19 protein-coding genes and 2 pseudogenes are annotated in these 22,524 nt (G+C 44.3%); 14 read left to right on the top strand and 7 right to left on the bottom strand.

Annotated elements, in window-relative coordinates; translation table 11 throughout:
* Nucleotides 1-266, bottom strand: a pseudogene (locus tag IM319_RS19000) (IS5/IS1182 family transposase); the annotation flags it as partial.
* A 330-nt stretch (nt 267-596) separates the two neighbouring features.
* Here IM319_RS19000 and urtA point away from each other — a divergent pair.
* The 6 genes from urtA (at nt 597) to IM319_RS18970 (ending at nt 7,156) form a co-directional block, all read left to right on the top strand.
* On the top strand, nt 597-1,913 hold the full coding sequence (gene urtA / locus IM319_RS18995; RefSeq protein WP_287685898.1) for an urea ABC transporter substrate-binding protein: 1,317 nt from the start codon (nt 597-599) through the stop codon (nt 1,911-1,913).
* Nucleotides 1,914-2,007: 94 nt separating this feature from the next.
* Nucleotides 2,008-3,168 (top strand): ABC transporter permease subunit, encoded by a 1,161-nt coding sequence (locus IM319_RS18990; RefSeq protein ID WP_287736576.1) that lies wholly within the window; start codon nt 2,008-2,010, stop codon nt 3,166-3,168.
* A 3-nt stretch (nt 3,169-3,171) separates the two neighbouring features.
* A complete protein-coding gene (gene urtC / locus IM319_RS18985; RefSeq protein ID WP_287736575.1) occupies nt 3,172-4,326 on the top strand; it encodes an urea ABC transporter permease subunit UrtC in 1,155 nt (384 codons plus the stop codon).
* Between the two features lie 107 nt (nt 4,327-4,433).
* Entirely contained in the window at nt 4,434-5,180 is a 747-nt protein-coding gene (urtD, locus tag IM319_RS18980) for an urea ABC transporter ATP-binding protein UrtD (protein ID WP_104396923.1), read from the top strand.
* Between the two features lie 38 nt (nt 5,181-5,218).
* Entirely contained in the window at nt 5,219-5,917 is a 699-nt protein-coding gene (urtE, locus tag IM319_RS18975; protein WP_185239060.1) for an urea ABC transporter ATP-binding subunit UrtE, read from the top strand.
* A 21-nt stretch (nt 5,918-5,938) separates the two neighbouring features.
* Nucleotides 5,939-7,156, top strand: coding sequence for an NAD(P)/FAD-dependent oxidoreductase (locus IM319_RS18970; protein WP_287685895.1), 1,218 nt, complete (start codon nt 5,939-5,941; stop codon nt 7,154-7,156).
* A 103-nt stretch (nt 7,157-7,259) separates the two neighbouring features.
* Here the strand turns inward: IM319_RS18970 and pckA are convergent, their stop codons facing one another.
* Nucleotides 7,260-8,939, bottom strand: a complete 1,680-nt coding sequence (pckA, locus tag IM319_RS18965; protein WP_287736574.1) for a phosphoenolpyruvate carboxykinase (ATP) — start codon at nt 8,937-8,939, stop codon at nt 7,260-7,262.
* Between the two features lie 638 nt (nt 8,940-9,577).
* Here pckA and IM319_RS18960 point away from each other — a divergent pair.
* Nucleotides 9,578-10,954 carry a cobyrinate a,c-diamide synthase gene (locus IM319_RS18960; protein WP_287685893.1) on the top strand — a complete coding sequence of 459 codons (1,377 nt, stop codon included), beginning with the start codon at nt 9,578-9,580 and terminating at the stop codon, nt 10,952-10,954.
* A gap of 312 nt (nt 10,955-11,266) precedes the next feature.
* Here IM319_RS18960 and IM319_RS18955 read toward each other — a convergent pair whose 3' ends face one another.
* Entirely contained in the window at nt 11,267-11,653 is a 387-nt protein-coding gene (locus IM319_RS18955; protein WP_323801816.1) for a hypothetical protein, read from the bottom strand.
* A gap of 389 nt (nt 11,654-12,042) precedes the next feature.
* Here IM319_RS18955 and IM319_RS18950 point away from each other — a divergent pair, with 389 nt between their 5' ends.
* A complete protein-coding gene (locus IM319_RS18950) occupies nt 12,043-13,902 on the top strand; it encodes an iron uptake porin (protein ID WP_287736573.1) in 1,860 nt (619 codons plus the stop codon).
* A 6-nt stretch (nt 13,903-13,908) separates the two neighbouring features.
* On the opposite strand, the gene IM319_RS18945 is transcribed toward IM319_RS18950, so the two are convergent.
* Nucleotides 13,909-14,238, bottom strand: coding sequence for a CoA-binding protein (locus tag IM319_RS18945; RefSeq protein ID WP_286827100.1), 330 nt, complete (start codon nt 14,236-14,238; stop codon nt 13,909-13,911).
* Nucleotides 14,239-14,469: 231 nt separating this feature from the next.
* On the opposite strand from IM319_RS18945, the gene IM319_RS18940 reads away from it, so the two are divergent.
* The 3 genes from IM319_RS18940 to IM319_RS18930 all read left to right on the top strand — a co-directional run bounded on the left by IM319_RS18940 (nt 14,470) and on the right by IM319_RS18930 (nt 16,227).
* Nucleotides 14,470-15,147: a TIGR04283 family arsenosugar biosynthesis glycosyltransferase gene (locus IM319_RS18940; protein ID WP_287736572.1), complete on the top strand. Its 678-nt coding sequence runs from the start codon at nt 14,470-14,472 to the stop codon at nt 15,145-15,147.
* Nucleotides 15,148-15,300: 153 nt separating this feature from the next.
* On the top strand, nt 15,301-16,029 hold the full coding sequence (locus IM319_RS18935) for a choice-of-anchor K domain-containing protein (protein WP_287736571.1): 729 nt from the start codon (nt 15,301-15,303) through the stop codon (nt 16,027-16,029).
* 84 nt (nt 16,030-16,113) lie between these two features.
* A complete protein-coding gene (locus IM319_RS18930; RefSeq protein ID WP_287736570.1) occupies nt 16,114-16,227 on the top strand; it encodes a PEP-CTERM sorting domain-containing protein in 114 nt (37 codons plus the stop codon).
* Here IM319_RS18930 and IM319_RS18925 read toward each other — a convergent pair.
* Together IM319_RS18925 and IM319_RS18920 are read right to left on the bottom strand one after the other, a co-directional pair.
* Nucleotides 16,211-17,344: pseudogene (locus IM319_RS18925) on the bottom strand (RNA-guided endonuclease InsQ/TnpB family protein). The gene IM319_RS18930 and the pseudogene IM319_RS18925 overlap by 17 nt on opposite strands.
* The gene (locus IM319_RS18920) at nt 17,307-17,930 is read right to left on the bottom strand and encodes an IS607 family transposase (RefSeq protein WP_286827096.1); all 624 of its coding nucleotides are present in this window, start codon (nt 17,928-17,930) and stop codon (nt 17,307-17,309) included. Before IM319_RS18920 ends, IM319_RS18925 begins: the two are co-directional and overlap by 38 nt.
* Before the next feature lie 336 nt (nt 17,931-18,266).
* Here IM319_RS18920 and IM319_RS18915 point away from each other — a divergent pair, with 336 nt between their 5' ends.
* Nucleotides 18,267-18,746 (top strand): hypothetical protein, encoded by a 480-nt coding sequence (locus IM319_RS18915; protein ID WP_041804515.1) that lies wholly within the window; start codon nt 18,267-18,269, stop codon nt 18,744-18,746.
* 301 nt (nt 18,747-19,047) lie between these two features.
* A complete protein-coding gene (locus IM319_RS18910; RefSeq protein WP_287736569.1) occupies nt 19,048-20,700 on the top strand; it encodes an acetolactate synthase large subunit in 1,653 nt (550 codons plus the stop codon).
* Nucleotides 20,701-20,822: 122 nt separating this feature from the next.
* Here IM319_RS18910 and IM319_RS18905 read toward each other — a convergent pair whose 3' ends face one another.
* On the bottom strand, nt 20,823-22,070 hold the full coding sequence (locus tag IM319_RS18905) for a DUF4912 domain-containing protein (protein ID WP_287685888.1): 1,248 nt from the start codon (nt 22,068-22,070) through the stop codon (nt 20,823-20,825).
* 334 nt (nt 22,071-22,404) lie between these two features.
* Between IM319_RS18905 and IM319_RS18900 the strand changes: the two genes are divergently transcribed.
* The coding region (locus tag IM319_RS18900; protein ID WP_159291398.1) for a helix-turn-helix domain-containing protein at nt 22,405-22,524 on the top strand (120 nt) is incomplete at its 3' end.

The raw sequence follows: 22,524 nt of genomic DNA, 5'->3' as shown, positions 1-22,524 counted from the left end.
TAAGGGTTTTCCTTAATTTGTTCGACGGTTTCTCTATCACTTGTTCCCAACTTCTCTTTAATGATTAATGCTCCTAATGGCCTCCGAAAGGATTTGGCTGGTGAGTACATTTCTTCTGAGAAGTTTTGGGCATATTCTTCTTCAAATTCTGACCAAGGAATTAGATTGGCCATGATAACCCAACGATTGTCTGGGGATAATTTCCCCTCCGAGGGAAACTCGAAGTTGTCCGGTGGCGTTGGCAGTTGCTCAATCTTGCGATACATTGGTACTAAGGAGAGAAGATGCAAGGGTTTTGAGTAATTTTAGCATCAGGGGCACCTGAGCGACTCTCAATCAAGCTAAAAGCCTTTTCCTGTAAGGTTTTTAGCTTTATTCAGCAGACCCTAGGTAAATTCCATAAAAATCATTAATTTTTTGGAAAAAAGTAGCAAAAATTACAAAAAGTATCCAAAAAGTAGCGAAAATTACAAAAAATCTGCTAACCTAGCCGTAACATCACACAGATATTCGTAGAAAGATTCCCAAAAATCTCCTCAGCAAAAACATCCGTGTGAAGTAGCTAATATTGTCAGCGAGGTTAGTTCAAGATCATCATGTCAAATTTAGGACGACGTAAATTTCTCCTGTACGGTTCTGCCGCTCTGGGAACCAGTATTCTGTTAAAAGCTTGTGGTGGCAATCAAAGCCAAACCCCCACGGCCAGTCCTAGCCCAGCTGCTAGTCCCGCCCCAACTTCTGGAGAGACAATTAAGGTGGGTATTCTGCACTCCCTCAGTGGCACCATGGCCATCAGTGAAACCAGCGTAGTCGATGCGGAAAAACTGGCGATCGAGGAAATCAATGCCGCCGGTGGTGTTCTTGGTAAACAGATTGAGGCAGTGGTGGAAGATGGCGCTTCTGATTGGCCAACTTTTACCGAAAAAGCCACCAAACTGATCGATCAGGACAAAGTTTTGACCGTCTTCGGTTGTTGGACTTCCGCCAGTCGTCAGGCGGTTTTGCCCGTGTTTGAATCCAGAAACCATATGCTCTGGTATCCCGTCCAGTACGAGGGTCAAGAGTGTTCTAGAAATATCTTCTACACTGGCGCTGCCCCCAACCAGCAGATCGAGCCAGCAGTGACTTGGTTGCTGGAAAACAAAGGGAAAAAATTCTTCCTTGTCGGTTCCGACTACGTTTTCCCCCGCACTGCCAACACGATCATTAAAGAGCAGTTAAAGGCGAAAGGTGGCGAAACCGTGGGCGAAGACTATCTACCCCTAGGTAACACGGAAGTTACCCCGATTATCACTAAAATTAAGCAAGCTTTACCCGATGGCGGCGTTATTTTCAACACCCTCAACGGTGATAGTAACGTGGCTTTCTTTAAACAACTGCAAGCGGCCGGTTTAACTCCCAATAAATATCCGGTCATGTCGGTGAGTGTTGCCGAGGAAGAAGTTAAACAGATTGGTAAGGAATATCTCCTCGGTCAGTACGCTTGTTGGAACTATTTCCAAACCGTAGATACCCCCGCTAACAAGAAATTTGTTGCGGCTTTTCGAGCTAAATACGGTCCCGATCGCGTGACCAATGACCCGATGGAAGCGGCCTACATCATGGTCTATCTCTGGAAGCAAGCGGTGGAAAAAGCGGCAACCGCCGATGATCTCGACAAAGTTCGCGCCGCCGCCATCGGACAAAAATTCGATGCTCCCGAAGGACCGGTGGAAATGTTCCCCAATCATCACATCTCCAAAACCGTCCGCATTGGTCAGGTGAGAGATGATGGTCTATTTGACATCATTTGGTCAACTCCGGGGGTGGTGGATCCGCAACCCTGGAACCAATTTGTCCCCGAAACTAAGGGCTTTGCCTGTGACTGGACTGATCCGGCTAAGGGTGGTAAGTTCAAAATGGAAAAATCCTAGTTTTAGGAGTTTTTCCAGACAATAACGAGAGTGAGGTGGGCATTACTGCTCACCCCACTTTTTAAAGCTTAAAAATGCACAGGAATAACGAAAAGTGTCAGCATTATTAGAAGGATTATTTAATGGTATTAGCATCGGTTCTGTGCTATTGCTGGCCGCTTTAGGACTAGCGATTGTTTTCGGACTGATGGGGGTGATTAATCTCGCTCACGGTGAGTTAATGATGTTAGGGGCCTACAGTACTTTTGTGGTGCAGAATATCTTTAAAGGTTTCGGTTCTCCCCTCTTTGATACTTATGTTTTATTTGCCCTACCGATCGCTTTTTTAGTGTCAGGATTGGCGGGATTATTATTAGAAAGGGGGGTGATTAGGTTCCTGTACGGCAGACCCCTAGAAACGCTGCTGGCCACTTGGGGAGTCAGCTTAATTCTGCAGCAATTTGTCAGAAGTGTCAACGGGTTATTAGTAATTAGTTTAATAGTTTTCTGTCTGTTATTTTTTGGGGCAATGACGGTGTTAAGTCGTCGCTTAGATTGGGAGAGAATTCGCAATTTAGCTATTGGTATCACCCTGCCTTTATCCCTAGCTATCGCTGGATTATTAGGCTATCTTTTATCTTTTAATCCCGTTCTCGCTAGACCCTGGTTTAGTGCCAGAAACGTCGATGTCACCGCTCCAGTTTGGTTACGGGGAGGTTTACCTTTACCGGGTTTTCAAATGCCCTACACCCGTCTATTTATTATCATTTTAACTGCCATTTGTTTGTTAGGAACCTATTGGTTTTTAAATAAATCTTCTTGGGGTTTACGCATTCGTGCCGTCACCCAAAATCGCCAGATGAGTTCCTGTTTAGGTATTCCCACGAATCAAGTGGATGCTTTGACTTTTGCCCTCGGTTCGGGATTAGCTGGAGTTGCCGGTTGTGCGATTAGTTTCTTGGGTTCCGTCGGTCCAAACGTGGGTCAAAATTATATCGTTGATACTTTTATGGTAGTGGTGGTGGGAGGAGTGGGTAATCTCCTAGGAACTATTATCGCAGCCATGGCGATTGGTGTGGCTAATTATTTAATTGGTTCGGGAACTTTTGCCCTGATTTTTGGTTCCGTGGCAGCACTAAAACCCCTAACGGATTTCTTCACCTTTTTCTCCACCACTAGCATGGCAAAAGTGATGATTTTTGCTTTAATTATTGCTTTCTTGCAATTCAAACCTGCGGGAATTTTTCCTCCTAAAGGACGTACTGCCGAGTTATAGATTATGATTACCGAAACCATCACTAGAAACGAATCCCGACAACGGGAAAAGAAAAAGTTAATCACGGAAATCGCTGTTATTGTTGGATTGGTGGTCATCTTTGCGCTGTTGCTTCCCTTAGCTTTGTCGGCTTTCCGCTTGCGTTTATTGGGGCGATTTCTTTCCCTCGCTATTGTCGCTTTGGGGATAGATTTAATCTGGGGTTATACTGGTTTATTAAGTCTTGGTCATGGCATTTTTTTCGCCCTCGGTGGTTACGCTCTTGCCATGTACCTAAATCTTCAGTTACCACCGGGACAAATGCCCGAATTTTTTACTCTCTACGGGGTGACAGAATTACCTTTTGTTTGGCAACCTTTTTATTCCCTACCTTTGACAATTCTAGCCCTAATTATTGTACCAGCGATCGTGGCGGCATTATTAGGTTATTTAATCTTCCGCAATCGTATTAAAGGGGTTTATTTCTCGATTTTGACCCAAGCGGCTTTACTGGTATTTTTTAACTTTTTTAACGGTCAACAAAAGTTAATTAACGGCACTAATGGCTTAAAAACCGATACCCAAACAATTTTCGGGTTACTGGTGGGTTCCGATTCCGTTCAAGGGGCCTTTTATTTACTCACAATTGTCTGTTTACTGGCTATTTATCTCCTCTGTCGTTGGTTAACTACGGGCAGATTTGGGCGCTTATTAGTCGCCATTCGCGATGATGAGGTGCGGGTTCGTTTTTCCGGTTATGATCCTACTTGGTTTAAGGTGTTAGTTTTTGCCATTTCTGGGGCAATTGCTGGTGTTGCCGGCGCTCTTTATACCGTGCAAACGGGAATTATCACTCCTAAATCTATGGATGTGGCTTTTTCCATTGAAATGGTGATTTGGGTGGCTGTGGGGGGACGTGCTACCCTTGTGGGGGCAGTTATCGGTACTTTATTAGTACGCATGGCCCAAACTTTTTTAAGCGAACAATTTCCAGAAGTCTGGGTATTTTTCCAAGGGGCATTATTCCTAATTGTGGTGACAGTGCTTCCCGATGGTATTCTCGGTGGGATTAAACGTTTGCTGACTCATTTTGGTTTCCACAAAACTTTGATTACCTATCCTAGTATTGAGGAAGCTCCAGAAGTGCAACTGGAAAAAGAAGAATTAGAGCATAAGTGATCTTATGCTATCAGTTATCAGTTATCAGTTATCAGATGTGAGTTTTCAGTTCACTGATTACTGTTCACTGTTCACTGAAAATACTTCCCAACTCCCTCTTAGAAATTATGACTGGAAAAATCTTAGAAATCGAGAATCTTACCGTTAGTTTTGGGGGTTTTAAAGCTCTCAATAATCTTAATTTCAGTATGGATACGGGAGAATTGCGGGTGATTATCGGTCCCAATGGTGCGGGAAAAACCACTTTTTTAGATGTGATTACGGGGAAAGTGCAACCCACCATCGGACGGGTATTATTTAAAGGTCGAGATCTCCGCAAAATTCCCGAATATGCGATCGCTCGTTTGGGTATTGGTCGCAAATTCCAAACTCCTAGGGTATATTTAAATCTAACTGTCCGAGAAAATCTCGATTTAGTTAGCAACCGTAATAAAAATGTTTTCTCAACTCTTTTCGGTCGTCCTCCGCTAGAAGATAGCAGAAAAGTTATTGGTTTATTGGAAATTATCGGGTTAACTGCTAAAGCTGATTTACCCGCTTCTTTACTGTCCCACGGGGAAAAACAACGCCTAGAAATTGGACAATTAGTGGCCCAGTCACCAGATTTACTGCTAGTAGATGAACCCGTAGCAGGATTAACCGATGAGGAAACGGAAAACGTGGGTAATTTGTTATTAAATTTAGCGGAAAGTCATTCAATTATTGTCATTGAACACGATATGGAGTTTGTCCGTCAAATTGCCCGCAAAGTCACGGTTTTACACCAAGGAACTGTTCTATGTGAGGGGAATATGGAGCAAATTCAAAATGATCCGAAAGTTATTGAAGTTTATCTGGGTTCCTCGGAAGAATAAAAAGTCAAACAATTAAAATTAGTTAAAAAGGGTTGACAATGTTACACATATCTGATCTCAATGTTTACTACGGAGAAAGTCATATTTTAAGAAATGTTGACCTTAACATTAATGCGGGAGAAATGGTCTGTTTAATCGGACGTAATGGCGTGGGTAAAACTACCCTATTAAAAACCCTAATGGGTATCTTAAAACCGCGAGCGGGAGTAATTAATTATGAGCAACAAAACCTGATTAATAAAACCTCAGATCAAAGAGCCAGATTAGGACTGGGTTATGTGCCGCAGGGTAGGGATATTATTCCCCGTTTAACGGTAAAAGAGAATTTAATTCTCGGTTTAGAAGCTTTACCGACAAAAAGAAAAAATGCCACAATTCCCGAAGAAATCTTTGATTTATTTCCCGTTTTAAAAACCATGTTATCGCGGATGGGAGGAGATTTAAGCGGGGGACAACAACAGCAATTAGCCATCGCTCGCGCCTTAGTGGGGGAACCGAAATTATTAATTTTAGATGAACCCACGGAAGGCATTCAACCGTCAATTATTCTCGAAATTGAAGCAGCGGTGCGGCGTATTGTTGCCAGCAAAGGAATCGCCGTTTTATTAGTAGAACAACACCTGCATTTTGTCCGCCAAGCTGATCGATATTACGCCATGCAAAAAGGGGGAATTGTTGCTTCCGGTTTCACGAGCGAATTAAGTCAAGAAGTCATTCAGCGATTTTTGGCGGTTTAAACTTAACTTTTTCCTTGATATATGACTCAAATAGTCGTAATTGGTGGCGGTGCAGCGGGATTTTTTGGAGCAATTAAAGCGGCAGAATCTAACCCAAAAGCTGGCGTTACTATCCTAGAAGCGGCAAAAGAACCTCTGGTGAAAGTGCGGATTTCGGGAGGGGGACGCTGTAATGTCACCCATCATTGTTTTGATGTTTCTCAATTGGTTAATTATTATCCTCACGGTGGCAAAGCACTACGGGGAGCTTTTAGTCGGTTTCAACCCCAAGATACTATTAAATGGTTTGAATTGCGGGGGGTAAAACTCAAAACAGAAGCGGATGGGCGAATGTTTCCCAGCACCGATAATTCTGAAACTATTGTTAATTGTCTGCGGGAAAGTGCGACTTTTGCCAGGGTTAATTTAAGGCTAAATTCCCCAGTCAAATCGGTAAAAAAACAGGAAGAAAGTTTTTTGATTGAATTAAAAAGAGATGAGCAAATTAGGGCAGATAAGCTGTTAATTGCGACGGGAAGTAGTCCTTTTGGTTATCGCACCGCTCAAGATTTAGGTCATTCTCTAATCTCTCCTGTCCCTTCTTTATTTACCTTTCAAATTGCCGATCCTCGTCTGAAAGATTTGTTAGGGGTTACTGTGGATAAAGTGCGAGTTCGTCTTGGGGGAAGCAAATTAGAACAAATCGGACCCTTGTTAATTACCCATTGGGGAGTTAGTGGACCGGCTATTTTAAAACTTTCTGCTTGGGGAGCGCGGTTACTTCACGAGCATCATTACCGAATGCCTTTAATAATTAATTGGTTGGAGGATTATCATCCTGAAAAATTGCGAGAAATTATCTTACAAACTAAAAGTGAATATCCCAAAAGAAAACTCTTTAATTATTGTCCCTTTGAGCAGTTACCCAAGCGTCTTTGGCAGAGTTTATTAAGTTACTTGACTGTTAACTCGGAAACTCCCTGGGCCGAATTATCTAAAAATACTCTCAATCGATTAATGATTGAATTACAGCAAGGGGAATATCAAATCAAAGGAAAAGGGGTGTTTAAGGAGGAATTTGTTACCTCTGGGGGAGTGAATCTTCAGGAAGTGGATTTTAAAACTATGGAAAGTAAAATCTGTCCGGGGTTATATTTTGCCGGGGAGGTACTAGATATCGATGGAGTCACGGGGGGATTTAATTTTCAAAGCGCTTGGACCACTGGTTATCTTGCCGGACAAGCTATGGGCAATAGATAGCAATATTGCCGGTGTATTAGGCTGCCCCAATACACCCGACGGCAATCAAACTCTGAGAAAATCTCACCTTAACTGATAGTTGATAACCGATTCCTTGATGTTGTTATTCCCAAATTGGACCGGCTGCAATTATTTCTTGGGAGGCAGTGATAAATTGACGGAAATTTTCCACGAAACGATGGGCCAATTCTCGCGCCTGTAGGTCGTAGGATTCGCCATCTTGCCATGCTTGTCGCGGGTCGAGGATTTTTTTGGGAACTCCGGGGACAATTTCGGGGACGAGAACTTGAAAGATGGGATGAGGATGGAAAACTACTTCCTCTAAATCGCCATTTAAAGCAGCGGAAACCATAGCGCGGGTGTGTTTGATCGAAATGCGATCGCCGACTCCATAAGGACCGCCGGACCAACCGGTATTAATCAGATAAACGGAGGTTTCCGGGTGTTGTTCTAAACGTTCCCCTAACATTTGGGCATAGACGAGGGGTGACAGAGGGAAGAAACATTGACCGAAACAACTGGAAAAAGTCACCTGTGGGGCGGTGATTCCCCGTTCCGTTCCCGCTAATTTGCTAGTATAACCGGAGAGGAAATGATACATCGCCTGTTTCGTGGTTAATTTGGCGATTGGTGGCAGTACCCCAAAAGCATCGGCAGTTAAGAAGATAATAGTTTTCGGGTGGGTTCCCATGCCAGATACGGCACAATTAGGGATATAACGCAGGGGATAGGCGGCGCGGGTGTTTTCGGTCAAACGTCCATCATCGTAGTCGGGAAGGCGATTATCGGCGGAAAGGATAACGTTTTCGAGAATAGTGCCAAATTGAATCGCCGCCCAGATTTGGGGTTCGTATTCGGCACTTAAACGGATGGTTTTAGCATAACAACCGCCTTCAAAGTTAAAAATGCCGTCTTCTGACCAACCGTGTTCATCATCACCGATCAGGCTGCGTTTAGGATCGGCGGAAAGGGTGGTTTTACCCGTACCGGAAAGACCGAAAAAGAGGGCTGTATGACCGTGTTTATCCATGTTAGCGGCACCGTGCATCGGTAAAACCCCTTGTTTGGTCATCAGGTAGTTCATCATCGAGAAGACGGATTTTTTGATTTCGCCAGCGTAGCGAGTGCCACCGATGAGAACGATTTTTTTGGCCAGGTTGAGGACGATAAAGGCTTCGCTGTTCAGGTCGTCATCCTCGGGATCTCCCTGTAACCCCGGCAGGGCAATCACGGTAAAATCAGTTTGATGGGCAGCTAGTTCGATCGCACTAGGCCGGAGGAATAACTGATGGGCAAAGAGGTTATGATAGGCGATTTCGGTGACGACGCGCACGCCAAAGCGATAATTAGGATCGGCCCCGACGTAACCATCGAAGATATATAGGTCTTTTCCCTGCACATAGGCGAGGACTTTTCGGTATAACTGCTGGAATTTTTCCTCGCTAATCGGGGCATTATGCTGATTCCAGTCGATTTCCTGTTCGCTATTGGCTTCTTTGACAATGAATTTATCTTTGGGGGAACGGCCGGTATATTTACCCGTTTCCACCACTAAAGCCCCATTATCGGCTAAAACACCCTCATGACGTTCGATCGCCTGTTCGACTAATTGCGGTACGGAAAGATTGCGATAAACGCGACCGAGATTTTTCATGCCTAGGTTTTCGAGGCCGTAGGTGGGATGAATTTGATTTTCTAATTCGTAGTGGAAATTGACGTTCTCCACGCGATCGGGCAAGGGACAAGAGATACTATCATTGGTCAGCGTGTGTAGAGTCAGCATAACCCCAATTCTCCTGATAATTTAGTTGTCGGTTTAGAGCTAAGTCCCAGGTCTCTGATTAGTGCAGTTATAGAAACTAGAAAGACTCCGTTCTCTGTCTTTTTTCACTCCCAGACACCTAAGAAGCTATATTGATTAGTTTATCTGACGATATTTCCCTGATTAATCTGGTCTCTCGCTGTCCGTAAAGCCAATTTTAGAGCGGTAATTCAGGATTATTTGCGTATTTACCCGTCATCTTCCAGTCAGGGTTTTTACCTTTTCCCTCTTGCCGATCTAACTGCTTTTTTTAGCTATTTTTAGTCTAGCTGTACAATAGGATACAGACGAGGTTTTTTTTACAAAAATTAACAGCTAAACAAAATTGGTCAGCTAATCTAGCAGTTATCTTAATGGTGCGGTAGGAAGTCTCTGGTTTTGGGCAACGTCGGAACGCCGGAACAGTAGCTGGTCGTCCGGAGATGATGCCAAAGATCATAAACGTGGTCAAATTGATTTCACCGCTAATAAAAAAAGTCGATTGACACAGGGATCAGTTAGCGGCCAAAATTAACTCTATTAGCCGTTGGCAAGCTTGAGCATTGATTGTGTAACAGGTTAATTAAGTCTAGCTCGATCTCGAAAAAAAACAACTAATAATGATCATCGCAGGAGAAAGAAGCGGAGTCGGTAAAACTACGATTACTCTGGCAATTTTGGCCTATTTAATCAGTCGTGGCGATCGAGTGCAATCTTTTAAAGTCGGGCCCGATTATATCGATCCCATGTTCCATACTCATTTTACCGGTCGCCCCTGTCGCAATCTCGATCCGGTTTTAACTTCTGAAGACTATGTAAAAACCTGTTTTGCCCAACATTGTCAAAATGTCGATTATGCTCTGATTGAAGGGGTAATGGGGCTATTTGATGGTATTCAATTAAGCGCTACTCAATTTCCCGATTATGCCAGTACCGCCCATATTGCCCGTATTTTAGGGCTTCCTCTGCTGTTAGTTATCGATTGTAGTCGTTTATCTACCTCTGTCGCCGCTATCGTCCGCGGTTATCAATCTTTAGACAAAAATCTTCATCTAGCCGGAGTTATCCTCAATCGGGTTGGTAGCGATCGCCACCTGCAATTACTGCAAACCGCCCTAGAATCCATCAATATGCCGATTGTCGGGGTTTTGCGTCGTCAAGATTCCCTGACAATTCCCGATCGCCATCTAGGATTAGTTCCCAGGGATGAACTAGGAGAAATCAGGCAACTGCAAGATCAACTGGCTTCTATTGCCCAAAACTGCTTTAATTGGGACATTCTCTTGCCTTTACTCACTATTTCTCCTCAAGAGAACCCGAAAAATCCAACAGGAGAAAATAAGCTTTTTCCCCCTATCCGTATTGGTATTGCTAGAGATAAGGCTTTTAACTTTTATTACCCCGATAATCTCGATATTTTAGCCAATTTAGGCGCAGAATTAATCTTTTGGAGTCCCTTGCAAGGGGCAAATTTGCCCGAAAACCTACAAGGATTGTACTTTGGTGGCGGTTTTCCCGAAATCTTTGCCCCGGAATTAGCCGCTAACACCCCTATCTTAACTCAGGTGAGAAAAGCGATCGCCTCTGGAATGCCCACCTACGCCGAATGTGGGGGATTAATGTATTTATGTGAAAAAATAATTGATTTTGAGCAAAAAAACCATTCCATGTTGCAAATAATCCCCCAATCTGCTATAATGTCCCCGAAACTAACCCTAGGTTATCGGCAAGCCATCGCCAAACAGGAGACGATCCTGCTCAAAGCAGGTCAACCAGTGCGCGGTCATGAATTCCATCGCTCCCAATTAAGCGGGGTGAGCGACGCACCGATTTATCAACTGCAAGCATTCCCCAAAAGTGCTATCAATGCCGAAGGGTGGCAAGGTAAGAATCTGCACGCTTCCTATCTGCACCTACATTTTGGGGCTAATCTCAGCCTGCCGAAAAAATTTTTAGCTGCCGGCCTTGATTTTTTCCGCATAGCTGCGTTAAGCTAATTGCAGATAAACTTGATAATCAATCCGTTAAGGGATACAGGAGGTGATGTCGATGGTAGAAAGTAGTAAAAGCATGGGTCTCCTAATCGACAATAGCCGGCTGTGCGCCGGGGCTGTTCTCTAGACCCCCACGTCTAAACAAGATTTAGACTAGCTGGAGTTCCTTCCGGCAGTCTGGTGTCGATTCCGATGACCCGCTACACCGCCCTTACCGAGCAATTGGTAAGGGCGGATAGTTTTTGAGGGTTTCCCGTCAGTATTGTCTAAACCTGCCCTGATTTTGCCCTAAGGGAGCCTTTCTTCGCTTTAACTCTACGGGCGCAAACTAACCCAGCGCCGCTTCTGGTTTGGGGACACCATTTTAACGCCTGTCACCGAGATAATATCATTGGCCAAATTCTCTGCCATCATGGGAAGGAGTTGATTTATATTATGCTTATAAGCTTTTATCCAGAATTCAGAGAGTTTCTCTCTGGCCTCCTCATTGACATAGATAGTTTTACCTGGCGTAATCAATACCATTGCCACATCACCGGAGTTTTCCGTGACGGCAAAGACAAACTGATCACGGTCGGACTTGAGACCTTCGTACCAGTAGTCTATGTGTTCTTCTAATTCGTATTCATAGAGAGCGCGTTCCATCTTGCCATCTTCTAGCAAGGCTTTACGCAGTGTATTGGCTATCTTTCTTTTTTTCATGGTCTTGTCTCTGTTTTTATCGGCGTTAAGTTTTGCCCATTAGACATCACTCCATATTAAGAGTGCCACCATAGAAATCGTCAATTAACCTGACAACAACCCAGTTCAGTGGCCGTTATCAAAATCACAGAACCTTGCCCGACTCGTCTAGACGAGCCTGTTGTGTGAGCTTAAGTTTTCTCTCTGTAAGGATTCTAACCTACTTTAGTTTTTGTTTAAGTGCCGTCAGAAGCGACAGGGTGGCCACTTTGTCAACTGGTCAAGGGAAAAAAAATGAGATCACATCTTTCCCTAAGTAATTAAATTGTGTATAATAGCAAAAGAATAGCAAGGCTATATGCGTCGTCAAACTGTGTAGTCAACCTATAAGGTGTGAGGAAAAAACCATCATGTTAAGAATGTTCTGGAAATCATTGCTGGTTAGCCCAGCGATTTTAGGGGCTACCCTGGTAGCTTCCGCTAATGCTAGTAGCTTCGATCCCGCCAAATCTACCAGTGTTTCTACCGAATTTAACAATCTAGAAATCGCTCAAGTTCAGGACAACGCTGCAGGAACTGGCGAACTAATCAATCAGATCGAACAGTACGGTAACGAAGGTCAAGTTGCACCCGTACAGGGCAACACCATCGATCAAGTCACCAGCGTTAACCAACTGCGGGATGTTTCCCCCACCGCTTGGGCTTTCGAGGCCCTAAGAAGCCTTGTGGAGCGCTACGGTTGTATTGTTGGTTATCCCGATCGCACCTTCCGCGGCGACCGAGCTTTAACCCGTTGGGAATTTGCGGCTGGTTTAAACGCTTGCTTAAACGTGATGGAGCGTTTAATTCAAGATGGTGTCAACGTCCTCAAGGAAGACTTAGATGCCCTCAAGCGCTTGATGGATGAGTTCCAGGCCGAATTAGCGGCCTTGGGAGCTAGAGTTGATAACTTAGAAAGCCGGGTGTCTTTCCTCGAAAATAACCAATTCTCCACCACCACCAAATTAGCTGGGGAAGTTATCTTCGCTGTCACCGATACGGTCGGTGCCGGTAGCCCCGCCTCCCAGGCCGCCATGCAATACCGCGCTCGTTTGCTGTTAAACACGAGCTTCACCGGTCAGGACGTATTGAAAACTCGTTTAGCGGCGGGTAGTGCCACTCCCTTCGGATTTGATTACAAATCGACCACCACACTACAAAATGGTGATCCCGCTTCCGTCAGATTCGATAATCTGCAAAGCCCTTCCCTATTCCAAACTTGGACCGCGGCCGGTAACGGTAGCAATGTGGTTCTCGACTGGTTGGCCTACTATACCCCGATTGACTTAGGTTATTTTGGTCGCTTCAATACCTATGTTGCCGCTTGGGGTGGTATTTGGAATGACTTCGTTCCCACCACTAATCCCTTCTTTGAAGACTTCGACGGTGGTAATGGTGCGCTTTCGACCTTCGCTTCCGAAAACCCCATCTACCGTATCGGTGGTGGTTCTGGGGCGGGTGTTAGCCTACAATTAGGCTTCCTCCAAAGCATTGTCGGTCCGACCTCCCTATCCTTGGGTTACTTAGCCGGTGGTGGTGGCTCTAGTTCTGCGGCCAATCCTAACCCGGGTAATGGTCTCTTTAACGGAGATTACGCCGCTTTAGCACAGATTAACGCTAACCTCTTTAACTTCCTCAACGTCGGCTTCACCTACGTTAACGCTTACCAAGGTGCCGATACCGCCATCTTCGGTAACGGTGGTTCCTTCGGTGTAACGGGGACTTCCGCCGCTAACCTTTCCCAAACTCAGTTAAATACCCTGCTCAACGTCAACGGCAACGATCCTGATAGCGTCACCCTACAGGATGAAGTCGGTTTCTTCAACTTCGGAGCCAAAGTATCCAATAGCTACGGTTTAACCGGTGCAGTGGATCTTGGTTTCGCCAGCTTGAGTGCCTTCGGTTCCTACTCCACCGTGCGCTTACTCGGTCTCGGTGATGCGGAAGTGTGGACCTACGGTGCTGGTATTGCCTTCCCCGACTTAGGTAAAGAAGGAAATATCTTAGGTCTGTTTGCTGGTGCGCAGCCCTACATCGGTCACTTAAGCTTCCGAGACATGGGGCTAAAAGTATCTAACATCGTTCCCTACCACGTTGAATTGTTCTACAAGTACCAAGTCACCGACAATATTTCTATCACCCCCGGTGTCATCTGGATTTCTGCACCTGAACAGTTCAAAGGCACTGGTAACGAGTGGATTGGCACTCTCCGCGGAACCTTTACCTTCTAGGATTTCCTAAATTAAACCCGAAACCCCACCCATGGTGGGGTTTTGTTTTAGGCAAATAGACGCTGATATTCTATCTGGATACAAGCATCCTTGACGAAAAACGTTAACAATATCCACAGGTTCGGGGATAGCCTCTAGAGAAGGATAGCAGCTTTGACCGTCAATTTGCTTGACCATAGGATTGACCGGATAGACTCGATAACCCACCGCTTGCAGGAATTTGGCCACCTGATAACTGGCGCGGCTCGATTTCTCGGAATGCCCGACCACTGCGATAATTTTACTATTGCTGAAAATGGTTTTGAGCGCACCATCGTCTCCTTTAATATTCGGCATTGTCCCACCTATCTTAGAACAGAGTTTCGTTTCTCATAAAGATGAAGTGTAACCTAATTTGGTATCGACTTTTGACTCCAGCTTTAGCCACTCTAGAAAACTGACAGGAATGTTTAACTTTTCTACAGGAAAAACAGTTATTACAAATCGAAATCAATCCCTCGGTATCTGTAGGAAAATTTACCCGATGGTTGCCACTAAATACTCTGACTTTAGTTACCGCAAAACCTGATGAATTATCTTAGTATTATCATTCCGACTCTTAATGAGGAGTTAGGAATTGCAGCAACGTTAAAACAGATAGGTGCAGGAGTAGAAATTATTGTTGTCGATGGGGGAAGTACGGATAAAACTAGAGAAATAGCCGAACAATTGGGAGCTAAAGTAATTATTTCACCCAGAAAAGGTCGTGCATTTCAGATGAATTTAGGAGCAAAAATAGCGAAAGGAGATATTTTGTTATTTCTGCATGGAGATACTTTACTACCCCATGAATTTCAAGAACAAATTATCAATACTTTATCCCAATCTGGGATAGTAGCGGCAGCCTTTGAATTAAAAATTGATGGAGAGGAAAAAACCCTGCGTTTAGTGGAAAAATTAGTTAATTGGCGTTCTCGCTGGTTTTCTCTTCCCTACGGAGACCAAGGAATATTTTTAAAAGCCTCAATCTTTGCCGATTTGGGCGGTTTTCCTGAGTTGCCAATTATGGAAGATTTTGAATTAATACAAAGATTGAAAAAAAGGGGTAAAATAGCCATAGTTTCTGCATCGGTGATTACCTCGGCAAGACGTTGGCAAAAATTAGGAGTCTGGAAAACTACCTTAGTTAATCAATTAGTTATTATTGGTTATAATCTAAAAATTCCGCCTCGTTTGTTGAAAAGTTTTTATCGTTTATGGTCATAAAGGCTTGCTTAAAAAGTATTTTAGGTCATTGTGTAATGTCGGAGCGCAACGCTTGCGCCCAAAATGTGACGTTGTCAACATTTTTCAGCCAATATCCAAGAGAGCCAAATACAATTATCTAATCGAAGAAACCATACCAAAGAAGAGGTTTTCATGGCGCAAACATTAACAAAAATAATCAAAAATGCGGGAGAAGGTAAGCATTACTTATTAGTGGCAGGGGCAACTCTAGCCATCCTAACCCCTTTCCAAGCCGCCCAAGCAATTGTAGGGACAGGGACAGTGACAGGCTATTTTGACAACCCCATCACGCTCCCCGACTCAGTATACACGGGTATCGGAACCGACACCATCGAATGGGGAACACCATTCGGTGATTCATTTACCAATCAATTGTCCTTTATTCCTTCTGACTTTACCGATCAGCCCAAGGGTCAAGACTTTGTTGCAGGGCGCTTGTATTACCGTAATGGCACTATTTTTCTCGGTACTCAGATTGATGGGGTTGATCTGATAATCAATACTACTTCCTCCGACCCAGATTTCACTCAAACATTGCCATTAAAAATCACGATTGTGAACACCCCAAATGTTGCTGACGATCCTATCGCTAGTGCAGATTTCATTTATTTTACGGATTTCCCCGATCGCGGTAGTTTCAGGGTACTAGAGGGAGAAGAGACCTATGTAGAAGTTATAACTCAGTTTAATTCCCTCGATCTTGTTGGTTTTGGAGCCGTGGGTGATCCTTTAAAAGGATTTTTATCACCCAGTACAGGTCCAGCTCCATTTCCAGCAGTTCCAGAGCCTTCCTCGATTCTGGGGTTATTGGCATTGGGTTTACTAGGGATAGGTTCAGTATCCAACAAGCAGCGAAAATAAGCCTTTTAAGGCGAGGGTAAGCTCATCTAATTTGGTGTAAATTGCCTGGTGAGCGCATCTTAAACGCCATTGACAATTGTTAAGATGCGCTTACCCAGCACTGCCAGTGCTACACCGGTTCCCGAACCTTCAGCAATTTTAGGATTATTAGGTTTAGGACTTTTGGGCATCGGTTCTCAATTCAAACAAAAACGATAAATTGAAAAGTATGGGGATGGGATTTTTCCATCCCCACTTGAGGAAAAACGCGGTCTAGAAACCTTCCAAATTTAACTCTTAATTTTAGTGATTGTTCACATTCAAAGACTCTTTCGGTTAAAGATAGTGACTCTTTTTTGTATCCACAATTGGAACAGGTTTTGCTACTGGGAAACCATCTATCAGCGAGGATTAACTCCGCTCCATACAACTGAGTTTTATAGTCAAGTTGTCTTCGGAATTGATAAAATCCCATGTCCTGAACAGCTTTAGCTAACTTACGATTAGCTAACATTCCAGAAACATTTAAGTCCTCAATTACTATCTTGCCGTGGTTCTTGGACAGATAAGTGGTGAGTTTATGCAATGTATCCTTACGGATGTTAGCTATCTTAAAATGAAGTTTAGCAATTTGCTTCTGAGCTTTTTTCCAATTGTTTGAGCCTTTGACTTTATGTCGGTTCAGGTATTGAAGTCTAGCTAACTTTTTCTCGTGTTTACGATAGCTTTTACTTCCTTCGATAACTTCACCAGTTGAAAGAGTGGCTAGGGTTTTAACCCCTAAATTAACTCCTATTCCGTCGATAGATTTATCGGTTGTTTGCCGTTCAACATCAATCTTAAAACTAATAATCCATCTATTAGCCAAAAAGCTAATAGTGACAGATTTTGGCTGGCATCCATGGGGTAATTGCTCGTAAGTTTTTAACCAACCAATCCCAGGAACTTTTATCTTTTGATGAGCAACGTTAATGCTACCATCCAGAGTAAAACTATCCGGTTTACCTTTTTTCTTAAACTTTGGTGGTTTGGCTATCTTTTTGAAGCATTGTTTCCACGCATTGGATAAAGCTCTTAACGCTCATTGAGGAGCGCATTTAGACACCTCATAATACCATTGATTTTCAGGTTTAACTAATGCTACCAACCATTGGTGAAGGTCAATAGCAGTAGGAAACTTAATTTTATCATTTGGGTTAGCTTTGTTGTGGTCTAAGATTTGCTTGGTTAAAGCTAATCCCCAGTTCCAAGCATGACGTGCGGTTCCTGCGTGTTGAGCTAATAATGAGCGTTGTTGATTATTCAGTTTTAATTCCGTCTTGAATCCTAGTAGCAACGTCCCTTAACTCCTCTACGATTTTTCTATTTTTGTGACTTCTGGAGCCATACAACCTAGCAGAAAATACAGTAATAATTTCTAAGACATCTTGTGCTAAATCCTCCTCAAATGTACTGTCTTCAGTTCGATTGATAATGACAACTTCAGTTCCAAAGTGTTCACACAGACTAAAGATTAATTCACTACCAAATCTAAGTAGTCTATCTTTATGAGTTAAGACTAATCTCTCTACTTTACTATCAACAATCAATCTGATTAATCGCTTTAATCCTTTCTTGTTGTAGTTAAGTCCCGAACCTAGGTCGTCTATGATTTCAACTTGCCAACCATTTTGAGCGCAAAACAGTTCGACAACTTCTTTTTGATGTTCCAAATCCTTTCTTTGGTCATGACTAGAAACACGGCAATAGCCAACAGTATAAGAGAGATTCTCTTTTACTCCAAGCAACTGAGAAATGGTATAACGCCGATGTCCGTTAGCGGTTCTTTCGGGTATTAGTTTACCTTCGGACTCCCAACGTCTTAAAGTTGATACGCTTACACCTTTTAATTTAGCCGCTTCTGATATGGTTAACTTGCTCATAAGACTATGATAGCATAGATTATGAGCAAGTTTAAATAATATTAGTTAGATTTTTGGTTTCTGTTACTTACTCCAGATTCGCCTGCTTTGTTGAACCTTTTGTATCGCAACCTTTTAATTCTTCAACTAGAAGATACCAGTGCCGTGGTTGCCATAACCACTCTATTTCTTTGGGGGACATTTGGCTACAATCTTTATACCACCTACCTTTGAACCTCTTTGTCACCCCTTGAGCTTACTGCCATATTTTAAAATTATCAAAAGCGCACACTCCCGGAAAGCCATTTATTTTTTACAATAGAAGATTCCCTAGATTATTTTTGCGGGAGGCAATCGGTGATTCTCAATTTTTCCTTAAGGATTGTAGCGGCCAAAGGCAGACTATTCTGTAAGTTTTCACTCTACAAAACCTATCGGGTGGTCAGTACTGCCCCCGTCGATGTCCTCTGGCAAAAATTAATCAATGTGGCCGATGTCTCTTGGCATCCTTTGATTGCCAAGGCTGATGTTCCCTTGGGTTTAATCGCTAAACCGGGGTTAATCTATCAAGCTGTCACCCGTCTGACTCCCATTCCTATCCGGGTTTTTGTGGAAAATGTCCGCCCCGGTGAACTCCTCAGCCTAAGAGTTCTCGCTATCCCCGGCATGGAACAGAAAATGACCTACCAAGTGGAATCAACCCTCTGTGGTAGTTATATTTCCTATTCTGTCACTCTGCGGGGTTGGCTGTCCCCCTTTATCTGGTGGTTAAGTCGTCCCTATTTAGCCAAAGTCGCCGCCCAACTAGCCCACGCCGCGGAAGAATTAACGGCATAAAACTGGGGGCAGGGTGTAGGGTGTGGGGTGTGGGGAGAATACATAAAAGCTGTCTCGGAGTCTCCTGACGACCGGCTCCCCAAAACGAAAACTTCCTAGTTCACTAATAAATAATCTGCCAAAGGTCAAGATCTAAGTCACAATAGTATATGGATAGACTTAAACAAAATTTTATTCAGCTGCATTGGTACATATAGTCTACTGATATCATCCCGACGAGTTGAGCGCAACAACCTCAATCCGCCGGGATGAACTATCTCTAGAGACTTTACTGATGAAGTAAGCTCTACAGGAGGGAATTATGGGGGAATTAAACACAGCCGAACTTCTAGTTAAATGTCTAGAGAATGAAGGGGTCGAGTATATTTTTGGGCTACCCGGGGAAGAAAACCTCGATGTTTTGGAAGCCCTGAAAAACTCCTCGATCAAATTTATCACCACCCGTCACGAACAGGGTGCGGCTTTTATGGCCGATGTCTATGGACGCTTGACGGGAAAAGCGGGGGTTTGTCTCTCCACTTTAGGACCGGGGGCGACTAACCTGATGACAGGGGTAGCCGATGCTAACCTCGATGGGGCGCCCTTAGTGGCCATCACCGGCCAGGTGGGAACCGATCGGATGCACATTGAATCCCATCAATACCTAGATCTGGTGGCCATGTTCGCCCCGGTGACGAAATGGAATAAACAAATCGTGCGGCCGGGTATCACCCCAGAAGTGGTACGGAGAGCCTTTAAAACCGCCCAAAGTGAGAAACCGGGGGCAGTTCATATCGATCTTCCCGAAAATATCGCCGCTATGGCTGCCGATGGTTATCCCTTGCCCCTCGATAGTCAGGAAAAAGTTTACGCTTCCTATCGGACTTTGAACATGGCGGCGGCGGTGATTTCTAAAGCGAAAAATCCCTTGATTTTGGCGGGAAATGGGGCAATTCGCGCTAATGCTAGTGAGGCTTTAACGGAATTCGCCACGGCCTTGAATATCCCTGTGGCTAACACTTTTATGGGTAAGGGGGTGATTCCCTATACCCATCCTCTGGCTCTTTGGGCGGTAGGATTACAGCAACGGGATTTGATTAGTTGTGCCTTTGATCGCAGTGATTTAATTATCGCTGTTGGTTACGATTTAATCGAGTATTCCCCGAAAAAATGGAATCCAGACGGGAAATTACCGATTATTCACATCGGCATGACTCCGGCGGAAATTGACAGCAGTTATGCCCCGGTGGTGGAAGTGGTGGGTGATATCACCGATTCTCTCATCGATATCCTCAAACGGGCCGATCGCCAGAATAAACCAACTCCTGTCACCGCGGGATTAAAGACGGAAATTCGGGCCGATTACGAAACTTATGCCAATGATACGGGTTTTCCGATCAAGCCACAAAAATTGATCTACGATCTGCGTCAGGTGATGGGACCGGAAGATATCGCTATTTGTGACGTGGGCGCTCATAAAATGTGGATGGCGCGCCAGTATCACTGCGATTGTCCCAATACTTGCATTATTTCTAACGGTTTCGCCGCTATGGGTATTGCTATCCCTGGTGCGATCGCCGCTAAGTTAGTTCATCCCGATAAACGCATTGTAGCGGTGACGGGGGACGGCGGTTTTATGATGAATTGTCAGGAATTGGAGACAGCTTTGCGGGTGGGAACTCCCTTCGTCACTCTCATCTTTAATGATGGCGGTTACGGTTTAATCGAATGGAAGCAGTTTAACCATTTTGGGACATCTTCTTTTATTAAGTTTGGTAATCCCGATTTTGTTAAATTTGCCGAAAGTATGGGATTAAAAGGCTATCGGGTGGAATCTACTGAGGATTTGATCCCGATACTAGAGGAGGCTTTCCGGCAAGAGGTTCCCACTGTTATTGATGTTCCCGTCGATTACGGTGAAAATCTGCGTCTTTCCCAAAAATCGGGCGATCTAAGCTGTCAGATTTGGGAATAGAAGTTGATAGCGGTGAGCAACCCCCGAAAGCTTGCCGTTATCTTCTCGAAAAAAATCCCCTAACTAAATCTCAGCTAGGGGGAAGTAATTAGGTTGGCTTTGGTAACGTTAGAAAACCCGATCTAGAATAACCATTCTAGAACCGCCTCATCTTTAGTGTTGGTATTGCGAGAGGGGGTTTCCCGGGTAAATTTCATGTGGATAGAACGATTTTGTTCACCATCGGCGGCCACGGCCATAATCGGATAATCGATTAAACCGTCTTGGAAGGACATCTGATAGCGGAAAGTGCCATCGGAATTGAGTTTAATCGGACGACCACCGATAGTTACGGTGGCATCGGGTTCCGTAGCACCATAGACGATTAATTCTGCATCGGCAACTAACCAGAATTTGCGCGGACGTTGTAGGGTTTCCGAAGCACCCATACCGATACCGGAAGCAGTTATGCCGATACCGGAAGCGGTTAGTCCCGATACCGTGGGAACTGCCCACATACCAACCCCGGAGGGGAATACATAAGAACTGATCACTTCCGACATTGGTACGGAACCAGCGACGTGCTGCATGGAACCAAACAAGGAACCGGCCACCCGTAGGGCCTCGATATCGCCGACACTCTCGAAAATTTGGTCGTAGATGGGGCTAGTTCCCGTGATTCCTGCGCTGCTGCCGTAGCGTTTGCTGGGGGGAACGAGTTCGTAAACAGTTTTGCCCACCAGTTCTTCTTCCCAGTTAACGGTGACAAAGATATCTTCAATCCAGTCGGAAGGATAGACGGGAGGAATCCGCACTAAAGGAGAACGGGCCAAAACTAACCAACGACCATCAGCACAACGATAACCGATATCGATAACATAATCTCGATCGCTGACCGGAACCGGTAAATACCATTCCCGGGCTAATTCATCACAGAGATATTCTTGGACGCTATGCGCGCCTTGGCTATTGAGATCTATATCGGTGACATCATAAAGACGCAGGGCTAACTGTTGTCCCCCTTGACGACGTAGAGCTTCTTTTGATTCGTTGGGGATATCCCAGTAAGCATAGGCCCACTGAGGATCGCGAGGTAGGAGGGTAATGCGATTTTCACCGTAGCCACCGGGCAGATCTCCTAAACCATCATCCACCGAACCTAGGACATCTTCGATCGGGTTAGCTTGACCTAATTCAAATTTTGCTGCTTCCACTGGTTTTTCCTCTTTAATAGTAGATTTAAAATTGCCGCTTACTCCCATAGCTTGGGTAATTGCCTCGATTAATTGCGTTTTCCGCATCCGACTGTAACGAGAGATGCTGTATTGACTGGCAACTCGTCGTAGTTGCCGCAAGGTCATCTCATCTAAGGGGGGGTATTCTGGGACCATGAGTTGACACTCTCCGATTAGTTACGACGGCAAATGTTTTTGAGCATTTGCAAAAGCAGTGATCTGGGTAATCCTTCTAACTACTCATCGATTGCTGTGTGAACGAGAGATCCACTCGATGGGGATCAAGGGAATCGCTTGTTATAAATACCTATTAAACAGTAAGATTCCGATTTTGACCAAGTACCTTGTCATGATTTCTTGACAAAATCGCCAAACCCTTGATCCCCAAAAGATTTTCATCGAAAATTTTGGGTCTGAAACCCCGTCGTTCTACGACGGCTTTACCGTTAAATACTAGCGCATTTACACGATATATGCTAAAATGTGAGACATGGAAAAAGCCTATTCGTTTCGATTTTACCCCACACCAGAACAAGAGTCGCTATTGCGGCGCACCTTGGGCTGTGTAAGATTAGTTTACAATAAGGCTCTCCACGAACGAACACAAGCT

This window comes from Microcystis sp. M113S1 (assembly GCF_020246945.1).
Lineage (GTDB): Bacteria > Cyanobacteriota > Cyanobacteriia > Cyanobacteriales > Microcystaceae > Microcystis.
Note: the sequence above shows the minus strand (reverse complement) of the source record. Positions and strands in the feature narration are given on the sequence as shown.

Coding starts and splice junctions, on each gene's coding strand:
- urtA (WP_287685898.1), top strand. CDS start 597: ATGTCAAATTTAGGACGACGTAAATTTCTCCTGTACGGTTCTGCCGCT.
- urtC (WP_287736575.1), top strand. CDS start 3,172: ATGATTACCGAAACCATCACTAGAAACGAATCCCGACAACGGGAAAAG.
- urtD (WP_104396923.1), top strand. CDS start 4,434: ATGACTGGAAAAATCTTAGAAATCGAGAATCTTACCGTTAGTTTTGGG.
- urtE (WP_185239060.1), top strand. CDS start 5,219: ATGTTACACATATCTGATCTCAATGTTTACTACGGAGAAAGTCATATT.
- IM319_RS18970 (WP_287685895.1), top strand. CDS start 5,939: ATGACTCAAATAGTCGTAATTGGTGGCGGTGCAGCGGGATTTTTTGGA.
- pckA (WP_287736574.1), bottom strand. CDS start 8,939: ATGCTGACTCTACACACGCTGACCAATGATAGTATCTCTTGTCCCTTG.
- IM319_RS18960 (WP_287685893.1), top strand. CDS start 9,578: ATGATCATCGCAGGAGAAAGAAGCGGAGTCGGTAAAACTACGATTACT.
- IM319_RS18955 (WP_323801816.1), bottom strand. CDS start 11,653: ATGAAAAAAAGAAAGATAGCCAATACACTGCGTAAAGCCTTGCTAGAA.
- IM319_RS18950 (WP_287736573.1), top strand. CDS start 12,043: ATGTTAAGAATGTTCTGGAAATCATTGCTGGTTAGCCCAGCGATTTTA.
- IM319_RS18945 (WP_286827100.1), bottom strand. CDS start 14,238: ATGCCGAATATTAAAGGAGACGATGGTGCGCTCAAAACCATTTTCAGC.
- IM319_RS18940 (WP_287736572.1), top strand. CDS start 14,470: ATGAATTATCTTAGTATTATCATTCCGACTCTTAATGAGGAGTTAGGA.
- IM319_RS18935 (WP_287736571.1), top strand. CDS start 15,301: ATGGCGCAAACATTAACAAAAATAATCAAAAATGCGGGAGAAGGTAAG.
- IM319_RS18930 (WP_287736570.1), top strand. CDS start 16,114: ATGCGCTTACCCAGCACTGCCAGTGCTACACCGGTTCCCGAACCTTCA.
- IM319_RS18920 (WP_286827096.1), bottom strand. CDS start 17,930: ATGAGCAAGTTAACCATATCAGAAGCGGCTAAATTAAAAGGTGTAAGC.
- IM319_RS18910 (WP_287736569.1), top strand. CDS start 19,048: ATGGGGGAATTAAACACAGCCGAACTTCTAGTTAAATGTCTAGAGAAT.
- IM319_RS18905 (WP_287685888.1), bottom strand. CDS start 22,070: ATGGTCCCAGAATACCCCCCCTTAGATGAGATGACCTTGCGGCAACTA.